Consider the following 23,323-nt stretch of genomic DNA (forward strand, 5'->3'; position numbering starts at 1 on the left):
TATGAAACGCCGTATTGCTGTCCAAGTGTTCGTTATCTCCTTCTTGCTGGTGGAATCCATTATTATCTTGCTGGGTTACCGGTATTACCGGTATGCCTCAGATTCCTTATTGAATGCCCAGTATGCTTATGCGGACCAGATTGCAAGCAAATCGAATGACTATTTAAATGTAACTTTGGAGAATATCCGTAACTTATTCATTACAGTTGGTACTGATAGCCGGTTTCAGCACGGCTCAAGCGAGGAAATCATTCGTTGGTTTAATAACAGCCTGCTGCCTTATATGCCTAACGTGTACAATATTCATTTGCTTGAACAGGGAAGATTAGCTGCCAGCACTTCTTATGTGCAATGGGCTCTATTAGATAGCCCCTCATTAACCAAGGAATTAGAGCAAATTAAGCTAAGCGGCATCGTGTATTGGATCGGACCCTATTTCTCACTGCCCTCCAATTATACGGTGACAGCAGCAATGAAGCTTCCTTCCACCGATGGAGACAAGATTATTCTGCTCGATCTATATTTAGCCAGATTGTATGATTCCTTGCAGTCCCAGTCCACAAATCGGATTACTGGTGAAATCATTTTGCTTGATCGATTGCACCGCCCTGTCTTTGGACGTCCTCCCTATTCGCAATATAATGTATTTAATAAATCGTATGAGCTACATGGACTCGAAGCCGGATGGTTCGAAGGTGGATGGAAACAATCCGAACGTCAAACAGCTGATGGGCGAAATCTGGTCCTTACAAGAGTGACTAATTCGGCAATCGGCTGGGATGTTGTTTGGATCCTCGACAAAGCAGCACTGTTGAAGCCACTTCAAGAAACCGTTTCGTTTACTTGGGCGCTAGGCTTGATCTCGTTGTTATTGTCCATTGGGATGTCTTATATCATTTCCTTGCTGATAAGCAGACCCATACGTAAGATCGCTAACTCCATGAACACTGTCAGCGCTGGCAATTTGGACACATCGATTCAGCTAAATCGACAGGACGAGCTCGGACTGCTCGCTAAACATTTCAATCAAATGACAGCTCGTATTCGCGATCTTATCGCGAATTTGAAGCAGTCAGAGAAACAGAAACAGATCTCTGACTTTCTAGCTCTGCAGGCCCAGATCAAACCGCATTTTCTATTTAATACGTTGAATTCCATCAGCATGGCCGCTCGTTCCGGTGAGTACAACAAAGTCGATCAGCTTGTCTCTTCCTTGACAGCTCAGCTGGATTATACATTAAAAGCAAGTCCGGGACCTGTTACCTTAAGAGAGGAAATTATCGCCTTAGAGAACTATGTTCATCTGATGCATATCCGGTATCCGGGCAAATTTTCGTTTCACATGGACCTAGATCCACTGACCTTGGAGAGAAAGCTGCCGAAGTTCGTACTGCAGCCTTTGGTGGAAAATAGCATTTTCCACGGCTTGGTGCCGGATCACAAGGATGGCGTGTTGTTCATTGGCACAACCATTGGGATGGAAGGCTGGGATATTATGATCGAAGATAACGGCAAGGGCATGTCGGCTAAGACGATATCGGATATCATGGAGCGACTGACGATTTCTTCGGATAGCAGTAATGGAATAATAACAACGGAAGAAACGAATAACGGACATAGCATCGGTCTTGTGAATGTTCACCGCAGACTTCAAATGATGTACGGAGACAGATACCGTATTCACTTGGAAAGCACAGAAGAAGAAGGCACGAGGCTATTAATCAGATTGGGGGCAGATCCGAATGAAGAGCATCTTGATCGTGGATGACGAGCCGTTGGCCCGTCAATACATACGCACGCAGTTTCCCTGGGAATATTGGGGATACTTGATTGCTGGCGAAGCGGAAAATGGGGTTGAAGCTTTGCAGAAGTGCGGCTCCATTCAGCCGGACATCATGCTGCTGGATATTACAATGCCGCTAATGAGCGGATTGGAACTTCTCCATCATCTGAAGAAGGATTATCCTCATGTGCGCTGCATTATGTTAACCGCTCACCGGGACTTCTCCTTTGCACAAGAAGCGATTAGAAGTGGTGCCGATGGCTATATTTTGAAATCCCCTATTGAAGCAGAAGAGCTTAAAGCCGCACTAGCGAAGGCTTGTGAGGAGCTTGACAAGACGAGTCGACTACAAAGCAGTGAACATAGCTACAAGGTGCTGGTGCAAAATTATCAGTACCCGCTTCGTCAAAAGTTTCTTGAGGATATTCTCTCTTCTTTACTAGCCAAACCGGAGGAAATCGTAGCACATGGGCAGAAGCTTGGTATCGACCTCGTTCAGTCTTCTTATGTATTAATGGAATGCTGTGTCGATGAGCTGACCAAATTCGAGCAGCGTTACCCAATTAAAGACCGTTCATTGATTGAATTCAGTATGCTCGAGATCATTCGAGAATGTGCTCAAGCCGATTTCCCTTGCAGGTTCGAGCTGTTTCCTGTTAGTTTCGGGAGGTTCATTCTACTCCTGACAGGTCAACCACTATCAAGTAACGGTCTTCTTAAGGAAAGTATGATCTTATTTATTCGCAAACTCTCAAACCCGCTCAAGCAATATTTAAAGCTCCGGCTCATAGTAACCGTCAGCCGGCCTTTTACGACTATTTCCTCCCTTCGTTCCGTCTATATGGATACAGTGAAATATGGTGTTTACCACTTTTATTCAGATGCGGCTGAGCCTTTGTTCGTAGATCAAGCGCTGCCATTCCGGACGATACCAGATAAAACACTAAATAAAATGCGAATGCGTCTAGAAGAATTGATTAACCATCCGGAAGAACCGGATTATCGAGATTGGGCTGCAATGGTGCGGAATGAATATCTCATGTATAAGCCAGATCCATCCATAGCGATAAGTTGGCTGGAATCTCTACTTACTTCAGGTAGCGGAGCTCCTGAAATGAATCCGCTAGCTCCTGTCAGTCTGAAATCAGAGACTTCTTTCCTCCGCGCTCTCGATGCAGTCATAGGACGATTCATCGAAATTAGGAAGCGAAGCACGCAATCGCTGCAATTGAGACATGAGCTTTCCTCCGCGATCCAGTTCATCAAGGCGCATCTAAGCGATGATCTCAATGTGGAGTCGATCGCAGTCAAAGTAAAGCTAAGTCCATCCTACCTAGGGCATCTGTTCAAAAAAGAAGTTGGCGTTTCCATTGTGGACTACATCCTTGAGCAGCGCATGGAAACAGCCAAGGTGTACTTGCAGACCGGGCAGTACAGGAATTATGAACTTGCATCGAAGGTCGGCTTTCGCAGTTACTCGTATTTCTGCACCTTATTCAAGAAATACTCAGGGTTAACGCCTAATGAATACAAACACGCCCATCAACCTCTTGTGAATCCTTGACCATTCACTACAAAAAAAGATTGCCTCCTCTCCTGCCTTCCTGGCCAGGTGGTTGGCAATCTTTTTTTCTGAGTTCCTGCTATCTGGCTCAAATTATGAAATCAATTGTGCCCGTGATTCCTGAACTAACAACCAAGGGCTGATCCACACGTTCAAATCGATTGTTATTTATGACCACTTCATCTGCGTCAATGGCATGAACGCCAATTGATGAATTCTTGAAGAGGTTCCCCGTAATCGTAATATTCCGATTATGCTTTCCTTCGAATCCTGCGGATTTGATGCCTATGCATCCCTCAGCGCCATATCGCGGATAAAATCCACAATGATCGAATTCGCAATCCTCAATTCGAATGTTCGTTGCATGTCCTCCCTCGGCATGAGTCGGCAGTTCCGCACCTAGCAGAATCCCCGGATTCATCGTGTTTCGATAGGTGCAATTCGTAATAAGGACATGATCATTCCTCACCAGATGCCCAGCTCCTGCAATGTTGAAAAACACGGAGTGGGAACACGTATAGCTGTCAGCCTCCCAGTAATCGGCTGCACATAAAGATCCCTCTGCGGCATATTCAGGAATATCCTCCGTGAATCGAATGCGATATAAATGGCCCCCATCTTTCTTCCCTTCGTGCGACCAATGGGCAATCACTCTTTTCTCCATATATTCACCATTGTAGAATTCAATGTGACTGCCGGACTGCAAAGCTGCGAACGTATACTTCCCAAAGAACAGTGCTTCTTCAGGCGATAGCCTGCTGCCAAAGAACAGCCAGTTGCTTTGAATATTTTGCCCGTCCATTCTAACGCCTTCCACATACATCCCGCTGATTTCAATTTGTCCCCCACACTTAAACAGCTTCCATGCATCTCGCGGTGCAGTGAACAAACGGTTCCCATCCGGTTTAAAAACGACTCGATCTGCTGTAATATGGCGGCAGCTTTCTGCTAGCATCGCAAAACCATTGGCATTCATAACACGTAGATTGTTCAGCACAAGGTGATTGCATCTTGCAAAGTAAGTTTGGAAGTCTGTTTGCGCTCCTTGATGCCATGAAAGATGCTCGCCAAGTCGAACCTTGGAAGCAACGCTCTCACTATTTAGAATAAGCGTTCTTTCACCTATTTGTTTCCAACCGGCGTCAGCCCCACCGCCATAAGTGACACTTTCCCCTATCAGTGCCCCCGTTACGGGATCTAATCGGTTCATACAGTATGTACCCATTCTCTCATAGCACGGATTGCCCTCGAAGACCTCAACTGCAATCGATTTCTCCGTGCGATCTATAACGACTCCTGCAGATGCGAACACAGGCTCTCTCGTAAATGCTAGATTTTGGAGTGTCAGACTCTCATTGTCCTCGCACCAAAGAATGGCTGGCATATAGCCATGAATAGTTCCGTCATTATAACCGACAAGGACAGTGGAAGGTTCGCCGTTTTCTCCTGCCGCACCTTGCAGTGTTAAGCCACTAGCACCCTTAATTGGAAGGTGGCATTCTTTCGAGTGTTGATTGCCGCTTCCGGCATCATGTACCATCCCCTCGGTCTGCAGCAGATGAACGGAAACTAATCGATATCTCCCTGGTTCAAACACGACCCTCTCCGCTCCTACAGCAATAGCCTTATCAATCGCTTCGCGAATACCTGCTGCGCTGTCCTCCTCAGAGGGACGGGTAAAATCTTTGACATAGATGCTTTTATCAGAAAACATTAGAAATTCCTCCTTCAATCCGCCAAAGGCTCTCTTTATGTCATCATTATAAAGCTTCCTTAGCCCGCCAAATATGAAGGATTTAACGAAAAAGTTAAAAATATAACTATGTTAAAAATATAACTATCTTGATTTACCAAAAAATCCCCTTTCGTATTTTTTTAATACTATTTTTCTCCTTCAGGATTTCAAATGGCCGCATCATATCATAATCCTCATGTTCGAGCATGTGACAATGCCATACAAAAAGCCCAGGGAAAGGATCGAATTTCGCGATAAAGGAGGTAACGCAACCAGCGGGAGCACGAATCGAATCTTTAAATCCCCTTTCATTTGGTTCAGGAGGACGCGCCGGTCCTGTAAATTGAAGTTTACCTGTGGCTCGAAATTGAGCAGCACTGAAAGGCTGGCGCTCTAGAATTTGCATGTCAACGACATGTAAATGAACGGGATGGTCATCCGCAGTAGGGTTGATTAACCGCCAGATCTCAACAGCTCCTAAGTCCATTTTCTCGGATATAGGGTCACTCCACCTTTTACCATCAAGTAAATTCAGCGACCTTCCATATCCATCCTCCACCCGTATGAGTGTAAGGTCTCTTGTCCTAATTGCCATCTCTCTAGTGAGAAAATCAATTTTCGTTAATTCATCTGGAAGCGAACTGGTATCTTTACCTTTTAACGGAGTGGTTACTCTAAACTGCATCACATCGGTTGTATCGGGAGAAGCACCTTTGAAGCCATTCTTAAGAATGATCGTCTTGCCAAAGGATCGAGAAAAATCAACGATAACATCTGCCCGCTCGGTCGTTAGAAGGAGGATCTCGTTCATTTTCACTGGTTTCTCCAATAATCCGCGATCGGTTCCAATTTGATAAAATGGCTGTCCAGAGTCCAGGTGGCATGTAATAGCTCGACTATTGCAATAATTTAACAAGCGGAATCGGTATTTTCTCGGTTCTACTTCAAGATAGGGGGATACTTTACCGTTTACTAGCATGTAATCTGCATCAAAAGGTGTAACAATTGAAGGATAAGGAAGTCGAGGATTATTTTTATCTGGCGTAGCGGGGTAATAAAGCGAGCCGTCCGGGTTAAAAGAGCGATCCTGGATCATAAGAGGGATTTCATAGGTTCCAGCAGGTAGATTCAGCGATTGTTCATGCTGATCACGTATAATATAAAAGCCCCCAAGTCCAGCATAATTGTTCAATCTTGTAATACCCATGGTGTGGTCATGATAAAATAACGTAGTGGCTTCAAGGTTGGGGTACTCGCTTACTTTTCTTCGAAACATAGGTCCTGTTTGTTCAAAGTTTTTCGTAAACCAAGCTTCAGGGTACCCATCACTATGGTCATGCTGTTTTCCACCGTGTAAATGAACCACAGTCCTAACCTGTGGAAAAGATTTTCCTGCACCGTGAATGGTCGTATCGACGGGGAGAAAATGCTTTCTGGGCAGATCATTCATCCATTTGACATATGCCGTTTCATCTTTCCTCACGTCGAAAGTAGGGCCAGGATACATTCCGTTATACCCCCATAAGCGGGTAGGCCCAAGATCACGATGTAGTTTTTGACAAAATTCCTTCATGGTAACTTCATAATACGAACCTTTCTTATCTCGTTTTTTCGGTGAAATGGTTTTTGGAATCGGTAGTTTATCCACGAATTTTTGAAGTTTTACTTTTGCAGGCATATGAGTGTTGACCTCCTCACTGTTCGTGAACTTGGAAATCAAGATTTCCTAATTAGGTTATTTTCACGAGTAGCGGATCAAACCTCCATTCACATGAATGACTTGACCTGTGACATACATCGATTCATTAGCTGCAAGGTATACATAGGCTGGCGCTATCTCGAAAGGTTGTCCTGCACGTCCGAGCGGGCTGTTTGTACCTAAAGTGGCTACATGTTCCTTCGAGTAGGTACTAACATTCAGAGGCGTCCAGGACGGACCAGGAGCGACCGCATTGACCCGGATCCCTTTCTCAGCCAAAGACAGTGACATACTGCGAGTAAAACTTACAATTGCACCTTTCGTTGCGGAGTAATCAATGACATCCTTGTCTCCTTCATAGGCGACCCTTGAAGTTGTATTAATGATGGCACTGCCTTTTGCCAAATAAGGTAAAGCCGCTTTCGTTAAATAAAACAAGGGGAATATATTCGTTCGAAACGTGTTTTCAAGTTGTTCATCGGAAATGTCCATGATACTGCCAGTAAAAGGTTGAACCCCCGCATTATTAATTAAGATATCCAATTTATTAAAATGGCTCAGTGTTTGAGCTATAATATCTGGCGAACTCGCTGGATCGCGAAGATCTCGGGCCAAAAGCAAACAGCGAACACCAAATTGCTCCACGTATTTTTTGGTTTCTTCCGCATCTATATGTTCATTTAAATAGACAATAACCAGGTCGGCTCCTTCTTTCGCATAAGCGGCTGCAATCGCACGTCCAAATCCGCTGTCGCCTCCCGTAATGATCGCTACCTTCCCTTTCAGTTTGCAGCTGCCCACGTACCCAGGGTAATCAAATATGGGACGCGGCACCATGAGATACTCGAGACCAGGGACCTGATCCTGATGCTGTGGTGGAAATGCTATTGGCTCCTGTATGACCTTCGTTTGATAACCAAGGAATGGGTACACGGGATAGGAGAATTGCATGGGTAACCGCCTCCGAATAATTGCATAAGATGTTGGCTAGCAACTTCCCTTCGTATGATCCATGCTGAGCCACATCTAAGTCTATTCATGAGGTTTTAGAGATATGTTATGGATTTAAAGTCACCCCTCGGGGGGAGCTAAGAGTAAAATGAGACAGCGTACTAGCATCGTAATCCCTTGAAACAATGCGTTCGCGTTCATTGACTTAGACGATCCCTGATCACTTCAACTGAGAATTTAAACAAGAGGGCTTTATCCGGATCTTGGAATAAAGGGGCTCCACCAAACATTTGCAATCCAAAAGACGGTACTTGGGAAGTCGCTGATCTCGTAAGGCTCATCGGAAAATCCAAAACATCCAGGATCAGTTGAACATTACAATCCCGGGGTACGAAATGATGCGAATGCTCGAGCCAAGTCCTTCCCCAGCCCGGATTTTGGCCGCTTTTTGTGCAGTAGATGAGAGGTGTGAAAACATCAATGGATTTTTTTAACAATCTGTAGTCCTGGGCGAATATCCGTGTCAAAGCCCCGTCGAATTGTTCGGGAGTCCACGGGCACATGTAAGCACCAACTATACATTCTGGTAATTTGTTCTTGATTATCTTCGAATAATGAAGCGCAAATCCGGCTATTTTCCGGCAGTTGTGTAATGTCCATTCCTTCGCATAATTCGATAAAATTTCATCCGATGTCGTTGCATCAATGTTTGTATGAAGACAAAAATCCTCGATACATGTTGAACAAAAACAGCTTTCCTGCAAATCGGGTTCCGGCTCTTCGAACCAACCTCCGTAGGTCAAATAGTCAAGCCAGATGCCTCTTGGTTGAAATTTCTTCAACCCGTCTATCAATTGCTCCTCGATTTGGGACAGATACTCTCTTTGCGATAAGCAAATGCCCTGCACCAGTTTGCCATAACGAATCGGCTTACCGTCTTTTCCTATTGGAATCAGTTCAGGATGCTGTCCAAAATCTGCTCGAAACGTTTTAAATTCCACACAGGCATGCAGATCCCGTTTTTCACATTCCATGAACGAATGTTCGTTAAAACCGTGAAACCACACAGCATTGACCCCATAATCCTTCACATTATCGGGCAGCTCTGCGCTACCGTAAGGACCGAACAATAAAGGTATTGTCATCGCAGCAATCTCCTTACAAGTTCAAGTTTTTTAAAACGGCAGTTTCCTATCAAATTCTTCAGCAGCATTGGATACAGTTTATTCGGCGAAAGCTTCATCCAACTGACGTACATGCTCTTCGGAGAGCTTCCAGCCGACTGCCCCAACGTTTTCCTCCAGCTGCTCTAATCGACTCACACCTATGATTGCGGAAGATACAGCCGGACGATGGATGATCCAGTTCAAGCTGACTTGTGCAGGAGTTTTTCCCAATTCGCTTGCTATTGCCCTCAACTGCTTGACCGCGTACTGAACTTTTCCCGCCTTTTCGGCAACTGCCGGCTCCATGTACCCACGGCTTCCTTCGGGAATCACATTCTCGTACTTTCCAGAGAGAATTCCTCCTCCTATAGGGCTGTACAGAATCATGCCAACTCCTTGATCCACGCAGAGCGGCTGCAGTTCCTTCTCCACAGCCCTGTTGATCAGGCTGTAATTGGGCTGAACAGATACAAAACTTGAGATCTTGTTGACATCGCTGACCCATAGCGATTTGGCGAGGACCCATGCCGGAAAATTAGAGCATCCTATATATCTTACTTTGCCCTGACGAATCAAATCGTCATAAGCGCGAAGCGATTCCTCCAGAGGGGTATCCCAATCTACGCCGTGAGCCTGATAAAGATCGATATAGTCTGTTCCAAGACGCCGAAGGCTATTTTCGACTTCTCTCATGATATGTTGACGGGATTGCCCTTTCTCGTTCGGACCACTCCCTACTTCTCCGTGTACCTTTGTAGCTATGACAACCCTATTTCTCATTCCCTTGACCGCTCGGCCGAGAATTTCTTCCGCTTCGCCGCCTGTATACCGATTGGCATTGTCGATTAAATTGATTCCTTTATCCACTGCGGCATGAATAATCCGTATCGAATCCTCCGGGCTCACTTTGCCCGGTTTTCCCCAACGCGGTGTCGCGCTTCCGAAGTTCCAACATCCCAAGCTGATTCGCGATACCTTCAAGCCTGACTTCCCAAGCTTTACATATTCCATGATCTCTCACCTCTCGTTAATAATGAAAAAGAATACTTTTAGAATCAACATGTGCATTCATCTAACATTTCAATTATAGATAGTCATTCCTGTTATGAGAAGAAGTGAAAACTTTTATACTAAGTTACCTGAAGTTAACTGTTGCTTGCATAATATGCCACCATAACCCTCTCATTTTCCTAATCCTCATCAACATACTGTTCACTATATGACCTAAAATTGTTGAATAGAGACTTCTATATTGTCATAACAGTAATTTATGACGACAGAGTTTCGTATTTCTGGGCAAGCAGATGGGGGTATTTTTATGAAGTTTAGTAACGGCTTTTCGCATAACTTGCAAGCCTTCTCTAAACCCTGTCCTAATAAAACGCTTTCTAAATTTGTAGATGAACTTCCCATTCCTCCTGTTTTGAAACCTCGTAGGAAAGATCAATTTCATACTTATTACGAGGTGAATATGACGGAATTCAAACAATCTCTCCATAGTGAGTTAAATGATACAACGGTTTGGGGCTATGAAGGCAGCTATCCAGGACCTACGATTGAAGTATCTAGCGGAGAGGTAGTGTTTATTAAATGGATCAACAATCTTCCAAATCAGCATCTTTTGCCAGTAGACCATACAGTACATGGTGCACATAAGGATGTACCGGAAGTTCGAACGGTAGTACACGTACATGGTGCTTGTGTCGAATGGGAAAGCGATGGCTACCCGGAGGCTTGGTTTACAAAAGGATTCAAAGAAGTTGGCCGTTATTTTAGAAAGCAAGTCTATCGGTATGATAATTGCAATCAAGCATGTACCCTCTGGTATCATGATCATACGCTTGGGATTACAAGGCTTAACGTTTATGCTGGATTGGCAGGCTTCTATTTGGTTAGAGATCAACGGGAACGCTTATTGAATTTACCAAGTGGACAATATGAAATTCCCCTCATTATTCAGGACAAGACTTTGAATAAAGACGGTTCTCTATTTTATCCAAAGCAGCCAGATCCATCTATTCCAGAATTAGAAACGTCAGTCGTTCCTCAATTTATTGGAGAAACCAATTTGGTTAATGGCAAAGTACATCCCTATTTAAACGTGGAACCACGAAAATACCGATTTAGGCTGTTAAATGGAGCCAATACTCGTTTTTTTAGGATTAAGCTTGATTCAGGACAACTTCTGTATCAAATTGCTACGGACGGAGGTTTCATGCAGTTCCCAATAGGAGTTACAGAAATTATGTTATCTCCAGCAGAACGAGCAGAAGTAATCATTGATTTTACCAATCTGGAAGGCAAGAATGTAATCATGACCAACGATGCCCCTACTCCCTTCCCGAGCGGGGTTCCGGTAGACGAAAATACAGGTATCGTGATGCAGTTTAGAGTGGTGCTACCGCTCTCAACTATTGATACAAGTGTGATTCCTGCTAATCTGGTTTCGGTGCCAGAAATAAACGAACAGGCAGTCTCAAAGAATAGATATTTATCATTTAAAAAAGATCTGGATAAGTTCGGTCGCCCATACATGCTTTTGGATAATAAACAGTGGGACGCCCCGATAAGTGAAAACCCTAAATTAGGATCAACAGAAATATGGTATCTCATTAACGTTTCTCCGGATTCACACCCGATTCATCTTCACTTAGTTGATTTTCAAATAATCGACCGCAGAGATATTGATGCTGAAAAGTTTAACAAGGAGGGAATCATCCAGTATACGGGTCCGGCGATCCCTCCAGAACCGCAAGAACGAGGATTGAAGGATACTGTTCGAGCTAATCCTAACCAAGTAACTCGAATTATTATGAAGTTTGGTCCTTATACAGGATTGTATGTATGGCACTGTCATGTATTGGAGCATGAGGATAATGAAATGATGAGACCGTATATTGTTATCCAATAGCGCGAATGTCTTACTATTTGTAGAAAATAAACCTTCTACTTTAATGGTTGAAAAAAGTGACCCACAGCGACGGGCTGTGGGTCATAATTATTTATATTTTAAAGGGGGTCTACTTAAATGCTTCCTTATTTACTTGAGCAAAAGTCTCAAAAGAGGTTGCTTTTTGTCCGGTTATTTCTTCTACGGCATTGGAAACTTTTGCTGTGTGTCCTAACTTCATAAGTTGATAATGTTCTAACAAGCCTTCGACGATTCAGAAGGCATACCTGCTTTTTGCATCTCCCCGCGAATGGCGTAAATAGTAGACCTCCGAAAGAAATGGGGAGAGAGATCGCCGCACTTACGAGGGGGGTTCGACCTAATACGCTTTGTTGGAATAAGGGATTCAAAAGAATCGTCCCGATCATGGAGGCTTGTAAAGCCCAAGTTATAAGAATACCGCGGGTAAAATCTGATGATTTAAATGCACGCAGCTCCAGTAATGGTTGCTTATGACGTAGCTCCACGAAAATGAATAGGAGAAGTGTGACACCCCCAACAATCAATCCCGTTAATGCGCCAGTGGAACTCCAGCCCTGTCCCCCCTCACTCACACCATAAGTTAGCATGGAAAAGGCGATCGGTGCGAGAATCATTCCTAGAATATCGAGGGCAGGTGCTTTACCACGCTGCTGATTGGGCAGAAGTTTAAGACCTAAAATCAGGGCAGCGACGCCAATAGGCAAATTGATTAGGAAAATCCAATGCCAAGCTGCTATTCCAATTAACCATCCAGATAGCAAAGGGCCTGTAGCTGGGGCAATTAACATAGGAATACCAAGCATCCCCATAACGGCTCCTCTTTTTTCGGGAGGGGCCATCTTAAAAGCCATTGCCATACCGATCGGAGTTACCATTCCACCGCCAAGACCTTGTATGATACGAAATAATATGAGCATCTCAGGAGTTTGGGCGAAAGCACAAAGCACTGAACCAATAGTAAACAAGGTAATCGTAATAAGGAATATTCGTTTGGCTCCAAATTTATCTAATAGAACTTAATATATGGGACCTTGTGTCGATTTATAACGGAATCGTTAAAGAGTATATATTCTTAATCATTTTTGATAACAGGCCGTTAAATATCAAAGATGTTTCTGTATTTATTGTGGATCTCTTGGAGGAGGTTGTTGTCGGCGTCCTCAATAAGAAACCAAAAGCAATTTTACAAAATACGATGATGGATAGTTATGTAGAATCAACTTGTAAGGGAAACTCTGTTTCTGTAATTGATCAAAGACGTAAGTTGTTCGAACTTCTTTTCTCTACCCTAAAAGAATTGGCAATAACGAATCATCACAAAACCGAACTGCATGAAGCGCTCGTTATACTCCAGGAGGAAGTAGAGCGAGAGCAGCCTAGATCTGTACTAATCCTTGCTATGCTTCAGTTTTTGAAGAAAGAGCATGAGCTTAAAAGCATCATTGAACAATTGAGAAAACTCTGTTTTAATTTAGCTGAGTAATTATTTCTTAAGTTGCTAATCCTATAAAAGAGTATGGCATTTTGCTTTTCAAACACAACCAACGAAAACAGGGAGCATTGCCATGGCAATGCTCCCTGTTTATTCTCATAGTTTATCGTTTACATGCTATTTCGTGGGTATTACTACTATATATTTATTGTCATCAAGAGAATCAACTATCTGTCCGCCATTCTTGAGCATGATGTTAACAGTTGGAATATTGTTTTTGTATGGAAATAACTTAATATTGTCATAACCAAACGAGAGACATTTCTCTAATAATTCCTTAAATAGAATATTCCCGTAACCCTTACCACGGTGCACTTTACTAATTGCATACCCCATGTTGCCGACACCTAGGCTTTCTAAATATTTGCTAGAACTATGTCTAATTCTTCCTATACCAACAGGCTTTTCATCAATGTATAAGAAGAAAGTTGTTTGAGGAATCCAACCATCAGGCAGATTAAGCCCTTTCGAATAATCGTCTTCCCTTTGAAGCCACAGAAGATATTCTTTGTACGACATTTCATATACTGGGTTGAAAAAACCATTTTCGTTGTTCCTTATGCTTTGTAGCATTTCATACTTTTCATTACAACTGTTAATAGATAATTGTTGAACTTCAATTTTCATACCTGCCCCCCTTTCCAACGATTCATTATAGTTTCAATAATATTCTAATAATGTAGTAAATGGATATAAAATGGAAGGTATAAATTAATTATTAATTAAGTGATCACCCTTTCGGAGTCGCCGTTAGCGGCTTATGAGAGCATACGTACTGGTACTACCCTTAACGCTGATTTATTTATTGACTGGCAAGGTTTTAGCAAGGAACTCTTCTAGTGTGGTCCCTTGCTTTGCAATTTCTTTTGCCATGTCTACCCCGACATATCGGATATGCCAAGGTTCATATTGATATCCCGTAATTTTCTCCTTGCCCTTCGGATATCGGATAATAAAGCCCCAATCCGCAGCGTGATTTTTAAGCCATGTTGCTTCCTGTGTCGCCGCAAAGCAATCGGTTGCCGCACACTTGCCATCGTCCCCAGATACATCAATGGCCAGTCCTGTTTGATGCTCACTTTGCCCGGGCTTAGCACTATATTTGTTTGCTTCCGCTTCGCCGTCCTTTTCCACATAATGGCTATATAGATACTGTTGAGTTTCAAATGAGCGGTAAGCAGATACGCCTGCAAGCGGCAAACCATCGGCATTGGCAGCTTTAAAAAGGCTTTCAAGGGCTCCTGCAGCTTCTTTGCGCATGTATCGTTTTTCTGAGTGCTCCGGGAAAATAAAGTCTACGTTTGGTTCAACTAGATCTTTAGGAATATATGGATTCGGTAATGAAAATGATTTATTAACTAACACGGCAATGGTTGTCGGATTAGCTACTACTTGAACCGCAGTCTTCGGTTTTGGCTTAGTCTCAGGCGTCTGCTTTGGCGCTGCCGACTGAGTCGGCATTGGCAGGCTTGGCACAGGCGTAGGAGTGGGCATTGGGGTGGGCGTCGGTGTTACTATAGGGCTTGGCTCAGGAGAAGCTGTTTGGTCAGTACCTTTGACGCGACAACCGGATACAACAGTCAAAGTGATGATTACCGTCACTACAATTACTTTTGTTTGATTGCATGTTTTCATTAGTTCCACACTCCGTATGCTTGATTCTATTTAAGAGTACGGTGATAACTGAAATTACAATGAATATCCTACTGTATTATTTTTTCCAATGAACAACAAAAAATTCTGGATTTAGAATACCATCAATCGTGTCGGGGAAAGTTAGTTGCGAATCAATCCTTCCTTCGGCTCCATCCAGGTTTGCTTTAATCAAAAATCATTAGGAGTGTATGAACGATGTCCGAATTAACGCAGCTAACGATTGATCGTAAAAACGCTAACTATTGGAGAGTTACTTTTAACAATCCGCCTCTAAATTTGATTGATGATAACACAATCCCTGAGTATATGAGGCTTTTGGAGCTGGCTGAGGCTGATCAAGAGCTTAAAGTCATTGTGTTTGACAGCGCGAATCCAGATTTCTTCATTTCTCACTTCACTCCGGCTGCTGGAACGAAATACCTGCTCACCCCTCGTCCAGACGGGTTGCTCCCGTGGGCTCATTTTGCTTCTCAACTGTCTAGACTCCCTGTTGTGACAATTTCCGCCATCCGTGGGCGCGCACGCGGTATCGGATCGGAATTTGTTCTTGCGACAGATATCCGTTTCGCCAGCTTGGAAAAAGCAATTCTAAGTCAATTTGAAATCGGACTCGGACTGTTCCCTGGCGGTGGTGGCCTGGAACAACTCCCAAGAGTCGTTGGCCGCGCTCGCGCGCTCGAAATTGCGCTTAGCGCCGATGATTACGATGCTGCTACGGCCGAGCGTTATGGTTGGGTAAATCGTGCTATCCCAGATGCCGAGTTTGAAAATTTCGTAGAACGATTCGCGCAACGTGTGGCTTCCTTCGATAAACGAGCTATTACGGAAATCAAGCATCTTGTCAATATTCGTCACGATTTGCCGACGGCGCAGGAGCTTGATGAATCGATGAAAATCTTTTTCAGCGCCTACAAGTGGGAAGGTCCTCCTAAACGGATTCCTATCCTCACTAAACATGGCCACGGCACATACAGCGATCTCGAACTTAATTACGGTAAAGTTCTTGGTGAAATTGACTTCAATAATGAAAACACCGTTAGTAAAACTCACGTGTAGTTGTAAGTTATTAGTAGACAAGTATAAGGATAGAACTCATAATCATACAGATAGTTCTGTATATGTGATAATCCATAATTAACTAGAAAACGGAGCCCGCCAAGTCGCGGTGCTCCGTTTTTATCAATTACAGACACAAAATTATTAATTCATGTGCATTTTATTCCCCTTTTAAAGGGGCTATTATTATAGATATGAAGGAATTACTCATCAGTTTTAAACTAACCAAGGAGGCTTTTTTATGAATATTCAAGTTCAATCGGAGAGAGTAAATCCACTAACACCGGAACAGATCAAGCAGTACCATGAAGACGGATATATTATTATTAAAAAAGGCTGCAGCGACGACCTGATCGATGCCTTTAACTCGCATATTCATTCTATCCGTTCTTCCGAATCTATGCCCGAATGGGCAAAACCAAGAAAAGGCGGAGCCGTGGTGGATGACAAGGACCGCTTTTCCATCCGGTTGTTCAATCCTCATCTGAATGACGGCTTTTCTTTACAAATGATGAAATTGCCGGTTGTACGCGGGGCACTGGCCCAAGTTCTGGGTGATGAAGCCACAGGCGTACAAAGCATGTACTTTTACAAAGAACCCGGCTCTCCCGGGCAAGCTGCGCATCAAGACTATTACTATATTAAGAACGATCCGAATACGTTGACCGCAGCATGGGTTGCCATGGAATATACAAATGAAGAAAACGGCTGTCTGTATGTCATCCCCCGCTCTCAGAAACTCGGAATTCTACCCCACGGCGATGTGAAAAACCTACAGGAACACGAAGCTTGGACCCATGAGGTGGAAGACATCGATTTAAGCAAGGAAATTCCGGTTATTTTGGATAAAGGGGATGTATTAATTTTTGACAGCAACCTTATTCACTCTTCTACACGAAACCGATCCAACCGTTGGAGACGTTCCTATGTCTGCCACTACATCCGCCATGACTCAACGATTGAGAGAGAAGATTTAAAAAAGAAAATCCCTCTTGTATAATGAAAGAAAAGGTTTTCCGAGAGGGATGGAATGATCGAATGGAAACAGAAACCAAGGTGGAAGTCATTCCACCTTCTTTTGTTGTAACCCATACCTACGCAGGTACCGTAGTCTATGGCCCCGGCGGAAAATATGGTCCCCGTATTCAGATGGATCTGCAGCTTGTCCTGGTACATAGCGGCTCCATGATTGTAGAAATTGACGGTGTACCCTTCACTGTTCCTCCAGAGAGCATTGCGCTGCTCAAACCGGGACATGAGGAGATGTTTCATTTTCATGAGAAACGTGACACGTGGCACCGTTGGATTGCTGTGACTGTCGAGCCACTATTACCGGATGCAGCGGCTTATTTCGAGTCGCTACCGCTTTACATCCCTTTGACGACGCGACTAAATCAATTGACGAATATGCTGATTTCTTTGCAAAACGACGGATGCTCTTCGGGGGAGGAAGTCGTAAAAGCTCTAGGCCATTCCGCTGTGTGGTTGTATGCGACGGAGTATTTGCATTTGGGACTGAATCACCTGAAACATCCAGCTGTTCTCCTTGCTGTAGAAACCATACACGAAAGATTTGGTGAAGAGCTAAACCTTAACGATTTATCCCAAATTACCGGGAAAACGCCCGAGCATATGATACGCCTGTTCCAGCGTGATGAAGGGGTTACGCCGATACAATACTTGTGGCAGTACCGAGTTAAGAAGGGCTTGGAATTACTGCGCAGCACAGGCCTCAATATCGGTGAAGTAGCCGAACAGTCCGGCTTCAAAACCTCCTACCATTTTGCCCGCACCATAAAGCGCCATACCGGTCTGACACCCAGTGAAATTCGAAAGGAGAACTACAACAAGCCATTTGGTTCTGGAGAAACGAAACCATAGGGATTTAGAATCAAGCACGGCCAGCGCTTACAAAGCGAAATGCCGGGCTTGATTGATCATCCTTTTACAGCTCCTGCCGCATCGTCCCCCATTCTGCACTGCCGTCCAAACGTGCGCTTTCATAAAGTTCTTTGGGTATCGCCGACATGACTTGGCGTATTAAGAAGATATTAATTGCTGATAGGGCTCCCGGCAATATTAATGGGGGAGCGTTGGCTCAGTCAATTTTGATATACACTTTGCCAACCTCTACTTTGACAGGATAAGTTCTAAGCTTGACACAAACCGGCGCACGCTTAGGCTCTCCGGTCTTCACATCAAATCGACCGTTATGCTTCGGACACTCTATGGTATGGCCCATAACTAAGCCGTCAGCCAAATGAATTTTTTGATGTGTACAAAAGCCGTCTGACGCGAAAAACTCGTTATTATCCGTTCGGTAGACAGCAAATGTACGGTCTCCAAGGTCAAACCGCACGACATCCTCTTGGTTGATATCTTCAGCAGCACATGTTTCAATCCAACCTTTATGTTCCATCTCCGATTCCTCCAGCTATTCGCATCATTCAAGTGGCAACACGATCCGACTCAAGCACCCCTTCCTCTGGACCAAACTTATAGGAACGGGCAGTACCTGGTAAAGGACGATCGATTGTAAATGCAGGATCCTTCCCCTGTTTCACAAGTGCAACTATCACATCCTTAAGAGCAGACCCGAAACTACGGGATGCTGGCGGGCAGTCCCCTTTGATCTCTTCATGCAGCTCCGCTAAAGCATGATAGGGTACCATGGGGAACATATGGTGTTCGACATGATAATTCATATTCCAATAAAGAAACCGTAGAATAGGGTTCATGTAGATCGTACGCGTGTTCAACCGATGGTCAAGCACATCTTCATGCAGCCCTAAATGCTGTGTCATACCGAATAGAAGCACAAATACCATGCCATAAAAAGAAGGTAAGCCGACAAACATGGCCGGTAAAAGGCTTCCCGCTTGCATACACCACACGATGATAGCTGCATAAATAAGCAAGTATACACGAGCTTCCAAAAATGTTTTCCTGTGCTCCGATGGAGGAATATATGTATATTCCTCCTTGTCGAGCTTGCCGAAGCAATGAAGGAAGAATTTATAAAATTCTCGCGGTCCCCCATAGAGATGAAAAATTTGCATAAATATAATTTTCCAAATAGGAGGTCGCTCCATCACGATTTCCGGATCTCTGCCGACGATAATCGTATCGGTATGATGGCGGGTGTGACTCCATCGCATTGGTGTTGCCGACCTCAAAACCATGAAGGATGCGATCTGATACAGAACTTCATTCATCCATGGCGTCTTGAAAGCTGTCCCATGACCGCATTCATGCCATCTTGAATCACCGGGAGTTGCGTATAGAATGCCGTAAAGTGCGAATGCTGGAATGGCCAACCATGATCCCCAAGAATAGTAAGCAAAAATTCCCAGTACGATAAGCATGCCAAACCAGATGATTGTGTCTCGAATCGCAGGCCTGTCTTTTCGTTTCATAAGCTCCTTAAGCCGCTGGCGTGGAATCGGACACGTATACCAATCCGCCTCTGCCAGTCCCTTGTCCTGTGCGCGTTTGTTTTCAGGACCACTCACACGATAGTCTCTTCTTTTTACATTGGGATTAGCCATTTTTTATCCCCCTTATCCCTTAATTCCGCCCAAGGTCATCCCTTTCACAAAATATTTTTGCAAGAATGGATAGACTGCGATGATTGGCAGACTCGCCACAATGGTCATTGTTGCCCTTAAGGAAAGCGGCGTAACCTGATTCGTCGTTTGTCCGGCCACATTGCTGAACACATCTGCAGCCGATTTCTGCGATAGAGAAGCGTTCGAGCTTTGCAATACTTTCATTAATTCATATTGTAATGTGCTTAAATTAATATTAGATGAATTATATAGAAACACATCGAACCAAGAATTCCATTGCCAGACCGCAACAAATAACGAGACGGTGGCAAGCACCGGAGTACATAGCGGAAGGACAATTCTCATAAATGTAGTAAATTCGCCGCATCCGTCCATGCGAGCACTTTCCAAAATCCCCTCCGGAAGCCCCTCGATAAAGGAGCGAATGACGATTACATTGAACACGCCCACCGCGCCTGGAATAATGTACACCCAGAAACTATTAAGCAAATGAAGCTCTTTGATCAGCAAATAATTCGGAATCAATCCCCCGTTAAAATACATCGTCAGCACAAAAGCGATGGTTACGAACTTGCGCAGCACGAACTCCTGCCTGCTGATGGTATAAGCTACCATCGCTGAGCAAAATACGCATATAACAGTACCGAGCACGGTCCGCAACACGGAAACAAGTGTCGCATGAAAAATGCTCGCTTCCTTGAACACATACGCGTAGTTATACCAAGTAAACACTCTCGGCTTGAGGAAGATGCCGCCCCTAATCGAATCGTTGGCATCATTCAATGAAATCGCCAGCGTATTCATGAAAGGATAAAGCGTAACGACGATGAGCATAATCATAAACACATAGTTGCTACAATCAAAAATACGATCGCCTAAACGGCTGTCACTTCTTTTGGCTGAAATGGATTTCATTGACAACGTCCTCGTCCCCCCTTAAAACAGCCGTGGTTGGCCTAATTTCTTAGCCAAATGATTTGCAGAGAAGAGAAAAATAAAACTGATGACTGTCTTGAACATACCAGCAGCGGTCGCGAACGAAAATTTACCCATCGCAATCCCGTATTTCAGAACGAATATATCCAGATTTTCGGAATAGTCTGCTGTCAATCCGTTGCCGAGCAAGTATTGAGGCTCAAAGCCAGATTCCAGGATGTTGCCTAAATTCATAATAAGCAAAATAACAATAATCGGCTTCAATGCAGGTAAAGTGACATGCACAATTCTCCTAAATCGGCTCGCCCCATCCATTTCTGCCGCCTCATACAAGGTCGGATCGATCGTCGTCATCGCAGCCAAATAAATGATCGTATTCCACCCTACATTTTTCCACACTTCGGCTGCACCAAGAATGCCCCAAAAATACTTCCCCTCAGCCAACCAAAGAATAGGCTCGTTAATCACATGAAGCTTCATCAACAAAATATTGACAATACCGTCCTCAGTCGATAGAGCGCTAGAAACGATGCTGGCCGCCACGACCCAAGAAATAAAATGAGGTAAGTAACTGATGGTTTGCACGAACCGTTTGAACATTGCCCTGCGCAACTCGTTTAATAAGATAGCCAGCGTAATCGCAGTCACAAAGCCAAGCACCAGATTGATGGAGCTCATGACCACAGTATTGCGCATGACTCGATAAAATCCATCGTCCAGAAACAAAAATTTAAAGTTATCGAATCCCACCCACTGCTGATCAGCCAGCTTTTTCGCCGGTTTAAAGTTTTGGAAAGCGATCGTCCAGCCCCATATGGGGACATATTTAAAAAAGAGCAGCCAAATAACGAACGGCAAGGACATGGCGGCTAATGCTTTTTGATTTCTCAATTTGATGAAAAAAAGTTTAGCCCCTGTCGGTTTAAGTACCAGCGTCCTCTTAAGGGTTGCTGGCTTTGCAATAGAATCAGCCACTGTATTCACCCCAATCGAAAGCGTTTACCATTTACCGTTAATGCGGTCTTTTACAATTCGGGTTATCGTATTTTCATAAGTTTTGGCATCTAATTTGTTGAATTCTTTGATGTATTCATCCCATAGCGATCCAAAATCGGCTGCCGAGGCTAAGATCATTTTCGGGAAATATTTGCGTTGCAGGTCACCGCTTTTTGGGACAAATATATCTTCCGGCGTGCCTTTTTCAATCCCTGCACTCCATGCCGGGTACCATTTGCGTTCATCAGGCGGCGAGAACATATCGGAGAATACTTTTGCGTGATAGGCCTTCAAAATTGCTCTGTCTCCATCCGTATAACCTTGTTCCACTACTGTCGGCTGCAAACTCGGATTTTTGGGATTGCCGTCGGCGAATACGCTGAAGTTGCCCATCATCGGCCATAAGTAGCCGTAAATTTCGATGCCAAATTGCTGCTGAAAGCTCGGATCGCTCGTTTTCTTAATTTGTTCCGGTGAGCGGGTAAATTTACCGTTGGCCTCCACCTCGTAGGTTTCACCTTTAATCCCCCAGTTAATGAGTTTCTGATTCTCTTCCCTCACCATGTTATCGAAATATTCAATAATGCGAACCGGATCTTTAGCTTTGACGGTGATGCCGATTCCACGATTTTGAACAAATGTAGGCGGATCCAAGAATTGGTCCTTCGTCCCCTTGTCAAATACGATAGGCAAAGCAATATATCTTCTATCGTCGTCGCCTTCTTTTAGCAAGCTTTGGCTCGCTGGCTGGAATTGCCATGCGTAATCGAACATGCCGAGCACGCGACCAGATGAAATTTTGGCCAAATATTGATCATAATTCGCTACCAACGATTCTTTATCGAATAAGCCTTGATTGTTCGCTTCGTTCAACTTTTTTAAATACCTTTTCGTAACCTCATTATCGCCGTAATATTGCGCCTCGTGCGTCTTCATATCGACGATAACGCCGCCGTCATTCGGATAACCGGCCAGATGCATAGGCGGATTCGTAAGCGTGAAGAATCTCCAATCATGCGTCAGAGTTTCGAATCCGATTGTATCTTTTCCATTGATTTGAGGATGTTTCTCCTTATAACGCTTAATAATGTCGAAGTATTCATCCAGCGTTGTAACGGTTGGATAACCGAATTCCTTCAGCACGCCCCGCTGAATCCAGAAGCCGGAAGTCGGATTCGGGTCAGGCATATATCCCTGCGCCGCCTCGAATGGAATATGATATATGTTTCCATCCTTAGCCTTCATCATTTCCAAGTAAGGACCATAGAGCTTCATAATGTTAGGCGCGTGTTCCTTCAAAAGCTCGTTCAACGGAATAAAGGCCCCGGCATCGAGAACTTTATCCATTGCACTATCCGGAATAAGCACATCCGGGTAATCTCCGCTGGCAACCATAACCCCGATTTTCGTATTAATATCACCGACTAGATGTTCAATTTTAAAATTAACCCCAGTCTGCTCCTCTAACTTTTTACCGATCGTCGTTTCGTTCGTATTGACATCTTTGCCTGGACGCGCCGCATTAAAGTAAGTAAATGTCACAGGTGGCTTTGCTGGTTTTGACAGGTCGTCCGTCTGCGATTTTGGTGCATTGGAAGCGGTTGCGTTTTGATTCGTAGTGCTGGCATTGGAACAACCGATCATCCAGATCATCATTGCAAGCATCAAAGATACGAACCTGAAACTTCTGTTTTTCATTTGTTTGTTGCCCCTTCCCGCTAATTGGTTCCGGATCATGGTCTACACTCCTTAAACATGTCATGTTGGAACATACATAAAGTATAGGGG

20 protein-coding genes are annotated in these 23,323 nt (G+C 44.1%); 7 read left to right on the forward strand and 13 right to left on the reverse strand.

All coding sequences use genetic code 11. The features are described 5' to 3' along the window. Position 1: 1 nt before the first annotated feature. Together AC58UW_RS01390 and AC58UW_RS01395 are read left to right on the forward strand one after the other, a co-directional pair. Positions 2–1,768: a sensor histidine kinase gene (locus tag AC58UW_RS01390; RefSeq protein ID WP_497418932.1), complete on the forward strand. Its 1,767-nt coding sequence runs from the start codon at positions 2–4 to the stop codon at positions 1,766–1,768. After that, positions 1,743–3,347 carry a response regulator gene (locus tag AC58UW_RS01395; RefSeq protein WP_497418933.1) on the forward strand — a complete coding sequence of 535 codons (1,605 nt, stop codon included), beginning with the start codon at positions 1,743–1,745 and terminating at the stop codon, positions 3,345–3,347. The genes AC58UW_RS01390 and AC58UW_RS01395 overlap by 26 nt, the downstream gene beginning before the upstream one ends. 88 nt (positions 3,348–3,435) lie before the next feature. Here AC58UW_RS01395 and AC58UW_RS01400 read toward each other — a convergent pair whose 3' ends face one another. From AC58UW_RS01400 to AC58UW_RS01420, 5 genes are all read right to left on the reverse strand, one after another. After that, on the reverse strand, positions 3,436–5,061 hold the full coding sequence (locus AC58UW_RS01400; protein WP_497418934.1) for a right-handed parallel beta-helix repeat-containing protein: 1,626 nt from the start codon (positions 5,059–5,061) through the stop codon (positions 3,436–3,438). 133 nt (positions 5,062–5,194) lie between these two features. Beyond that, positions 5,195–6,760, reverse strand: a complete 1,566-nt coding sequence (locus tag AC58UW_RS01405) for a multicopper oxidase family protein (RefSeq protein ID WP_497418935.1) — start codon at positions 6,758–6,760, stop codon at positions 5,195–5,197. Between the two features lie 63 nt (positions 6,761–6,823). Beyond that, positions 6,824–7,732, reverse strand: coding sequence for an SDR family oxidoreductase (locus tag AC58UW_RS01410; RefSeq protein ID WP_497418936.1), 909 nt, complete (start codon positions 7,730–7,732; stop codon positions 6,824–6,826). 197 nt (positions 7,733–7,929) lie between these two features. After that, positions 7,930–8,877 carry a hypothetical protein gene (locus AC58UW_RS01415; RefSeq protein ID WP_497418937.1) on the reverse strand — a complete coding sequence of 316 codons (948 nt, stop codon included), beginning with the start codon at positions 8,875–8,877 and terminating at the stop codon, positions 7,930–7,932. A 78-nt stretch (positions 8,878–8,955) separates the two neighbouring features. Then, entirely contained in the window at positions 8,956–9,909 is a 954-nt protein-coding gene (locus tag AC58UW_RS01420) for an aldo/keto reductase (protein WP_497418938.1), read from the reverse strand. A 259-nt stretch (positions 9,910–10,168) separates the two neighbouring features. Here AC58UW_RS01420 and AC58UW_RS01425 point away from each other — a divergent pair, with 259 nt between their 5' ends. Continuing rightward, positions 10,169–11,809: a multicopper oxidase family protein gene (locus AC58UW_RS01425; RefSeq protein ID WP_497418939.1), complete on the forward strand. Its 1,641-nt coding sequence runs from the start codon at positions 10,169–10,171 to the stop codon at positions 11,807–11,809. A gap of 146 nt (positions 11,810–11,955) precedes the next feature. Here the strand turns inward: AC58UW_RS01425 and AC58UW_RS01430 are convergent, their stop codons facing one another. Beyond that, positions 11,956–12,795: an MFS transporter gene (locus AC58UW_RS01430; RefSeq protein ID WP_497418940.1), complete on the reverse strand. Its 840-nt coding sequence runs from the start codon at positions 12,793–12,795 to the stop codon at positions 11,956–11,958. 170 nt (positions 12,796–12,965) lie between these two features. Between AC58UW_RS01430 and AC58UW_RS01435 the strand changes: the two genes are divergently transcribed. Then, positions 12,966–13,313 carry a hypothetical protein gene (locus AC58UW_RS01435; protein WP_497418941.1) on the forward strand — a complete coding sequence of 116 codons (348 nt, stop codon included), beginning with the start codon at positions 12,966–12,968 and terminating at the stop codon, positions 13,311–13,313. 126 nt (positions 13,314–13,439) lie between these two features. Here AC58UW_RS01435 and AC58UW_RS01440 read toward each other — a convergent pair whose 3' ends face one another. Next, on the reverse strand, positions 13,440–13,949 hold the full coding sequence (locus AC58UW_RS01440) for a GNAT family N-acetyltransferase (RefSeq protein ID WP_497418942.1): 510 nt from the start codon (positions 13,947–13,949) through the stop codon (positions 13,440–13,442). A gap of 171 nt (positions 13,950–14,120) precedes the next feature. Then, entirely contained in the window at positions 14,121–14,957 is an 837-nt protein-coding gene (locus tag AC58UW_RS01445; protein WP_497418943.1) for a M15 family metallopeptidase, read from the reverse strand. 216 nt (positions 14,958–15,173) lie between these two features. On the opposite strand from AC58UW_RS01445, the gene AC58UW_RS01450 reads away from it, so the two are divergent. The 3 genes from AC58UW_RS01450 to AC58UW_RS01460 all read left to right on the forward strand — a co-directional run bounded on the left by AC58UW_RS01450 (position 15,174) and on the right by AC58UW_RS01460 (position 17,915). Beyond that, on the forward strand, positions 15,174–16,034 hold the full coding sequence (locus AC58UW_RS01450; protein ID WP_497418944.1) for an enoyl-CoA hydratase/isomerase family protein: 861 nt from the start codon (positions 15,174–15,176) through the stop codon (positions 16,032–16,034). A gap of 241 nt (positions 16,035–16,275) precedes the next feature. After that, complete coding sequence (locus AC58UW_RS01455) at positions 16,276–17,034, forward strand: phytanoyl-CoA dioxygenase family protein (protein ID WP_497418945.1); 759 nt, start codon at positions 16,276–16,278, stop codon at positions 17,032–17,034. Positions 17,035–17,072: 38 nt separating this feature from the next. Further along, positions 17,073–17,915, forward strand: a complete 843-nt coding sequence (locus tag AC58UW_RS01460; protein ID WP_497418946.1) for a helix-turn-helix transcriptional regulator — start codon at positions 17,073–17,075, stop codon at positions 17,913–17,915. 217 nt (positions 17,916–18,132) lie between these two features. On the opposite strand, the gene AC58UW_RS01465 is transcribed toward AC58UW_RS01460, so the two are convergent. From AC58UW_RS01465 to AC58UW_RS01485, 5 genes are all read right to left on the reverse strand, one after another. Continuing rightward, positions 18,133–18,453: a MocE family 2Fe-2S type ferredoxin gene (locus tag AC58UW_RS01465; protein ID WP_497418947.1), complete on the reverse strand. Its 321-nt coding sequence runs from the start codon at positions 18,451–18,453 to the stop codon at positions 18,133–18,135. 28 nt (positions 18,454–18,481) lie between these two features. Then, positions 18,482–19,582, reverse strand: a complete 1,101-nt coding sequence (locus AC58UW_RS01470) for a fatty acid desaturase family protein (RefSeq protein ID WP_497418948.1) — start codon at positions 19,580–19,582, stop codon at positions 18,482–18,484. A 12-nt stretch (positions 19,583–19,594) separates the two neighbouring features. Further along, positions 19,595–20,518 (reverse strand): carbohydrate ABC transporter permease, encoded by a 924-nt coding sequence (locus AC58UW_RS01475; RefSeq protein WP_497419316.1) that lies wholly within the window; start codon positions 20,516–20,518, stop codon positions 19,595–19,597. Positions 20,519–20,539: 21 nt separating this feature from the next. Next, a complete protein-coding gene (locus tag AC58UW_RS01480) occupies positions 20,540–21,472 on the reverse strand; it encodes an ABC transporter permease (protein ID WP_497419317.1) in 933 nt (310 codons plus the stop codon). A gap of 66 nt (positions 21,473–21,538) precedes the next feature. Then, on the reverse strand, positions 21,539–23,233 hold the full coding sequence (locus AC58UW_RS01485) for an ABC transporter substrate-binding protein (RefSeq protein ID WP_497418949.1): 1,695 nt from the start codon (positions 23,231–23,233) through the stop codon (positions 21,539–21,541). Between the last annotated feature and the right edge of the window lie 90 nt (positions 23,234–23,323).

This window comes from Paenibacillus sp. J22R160 (genome assembly GCF_059692135.1).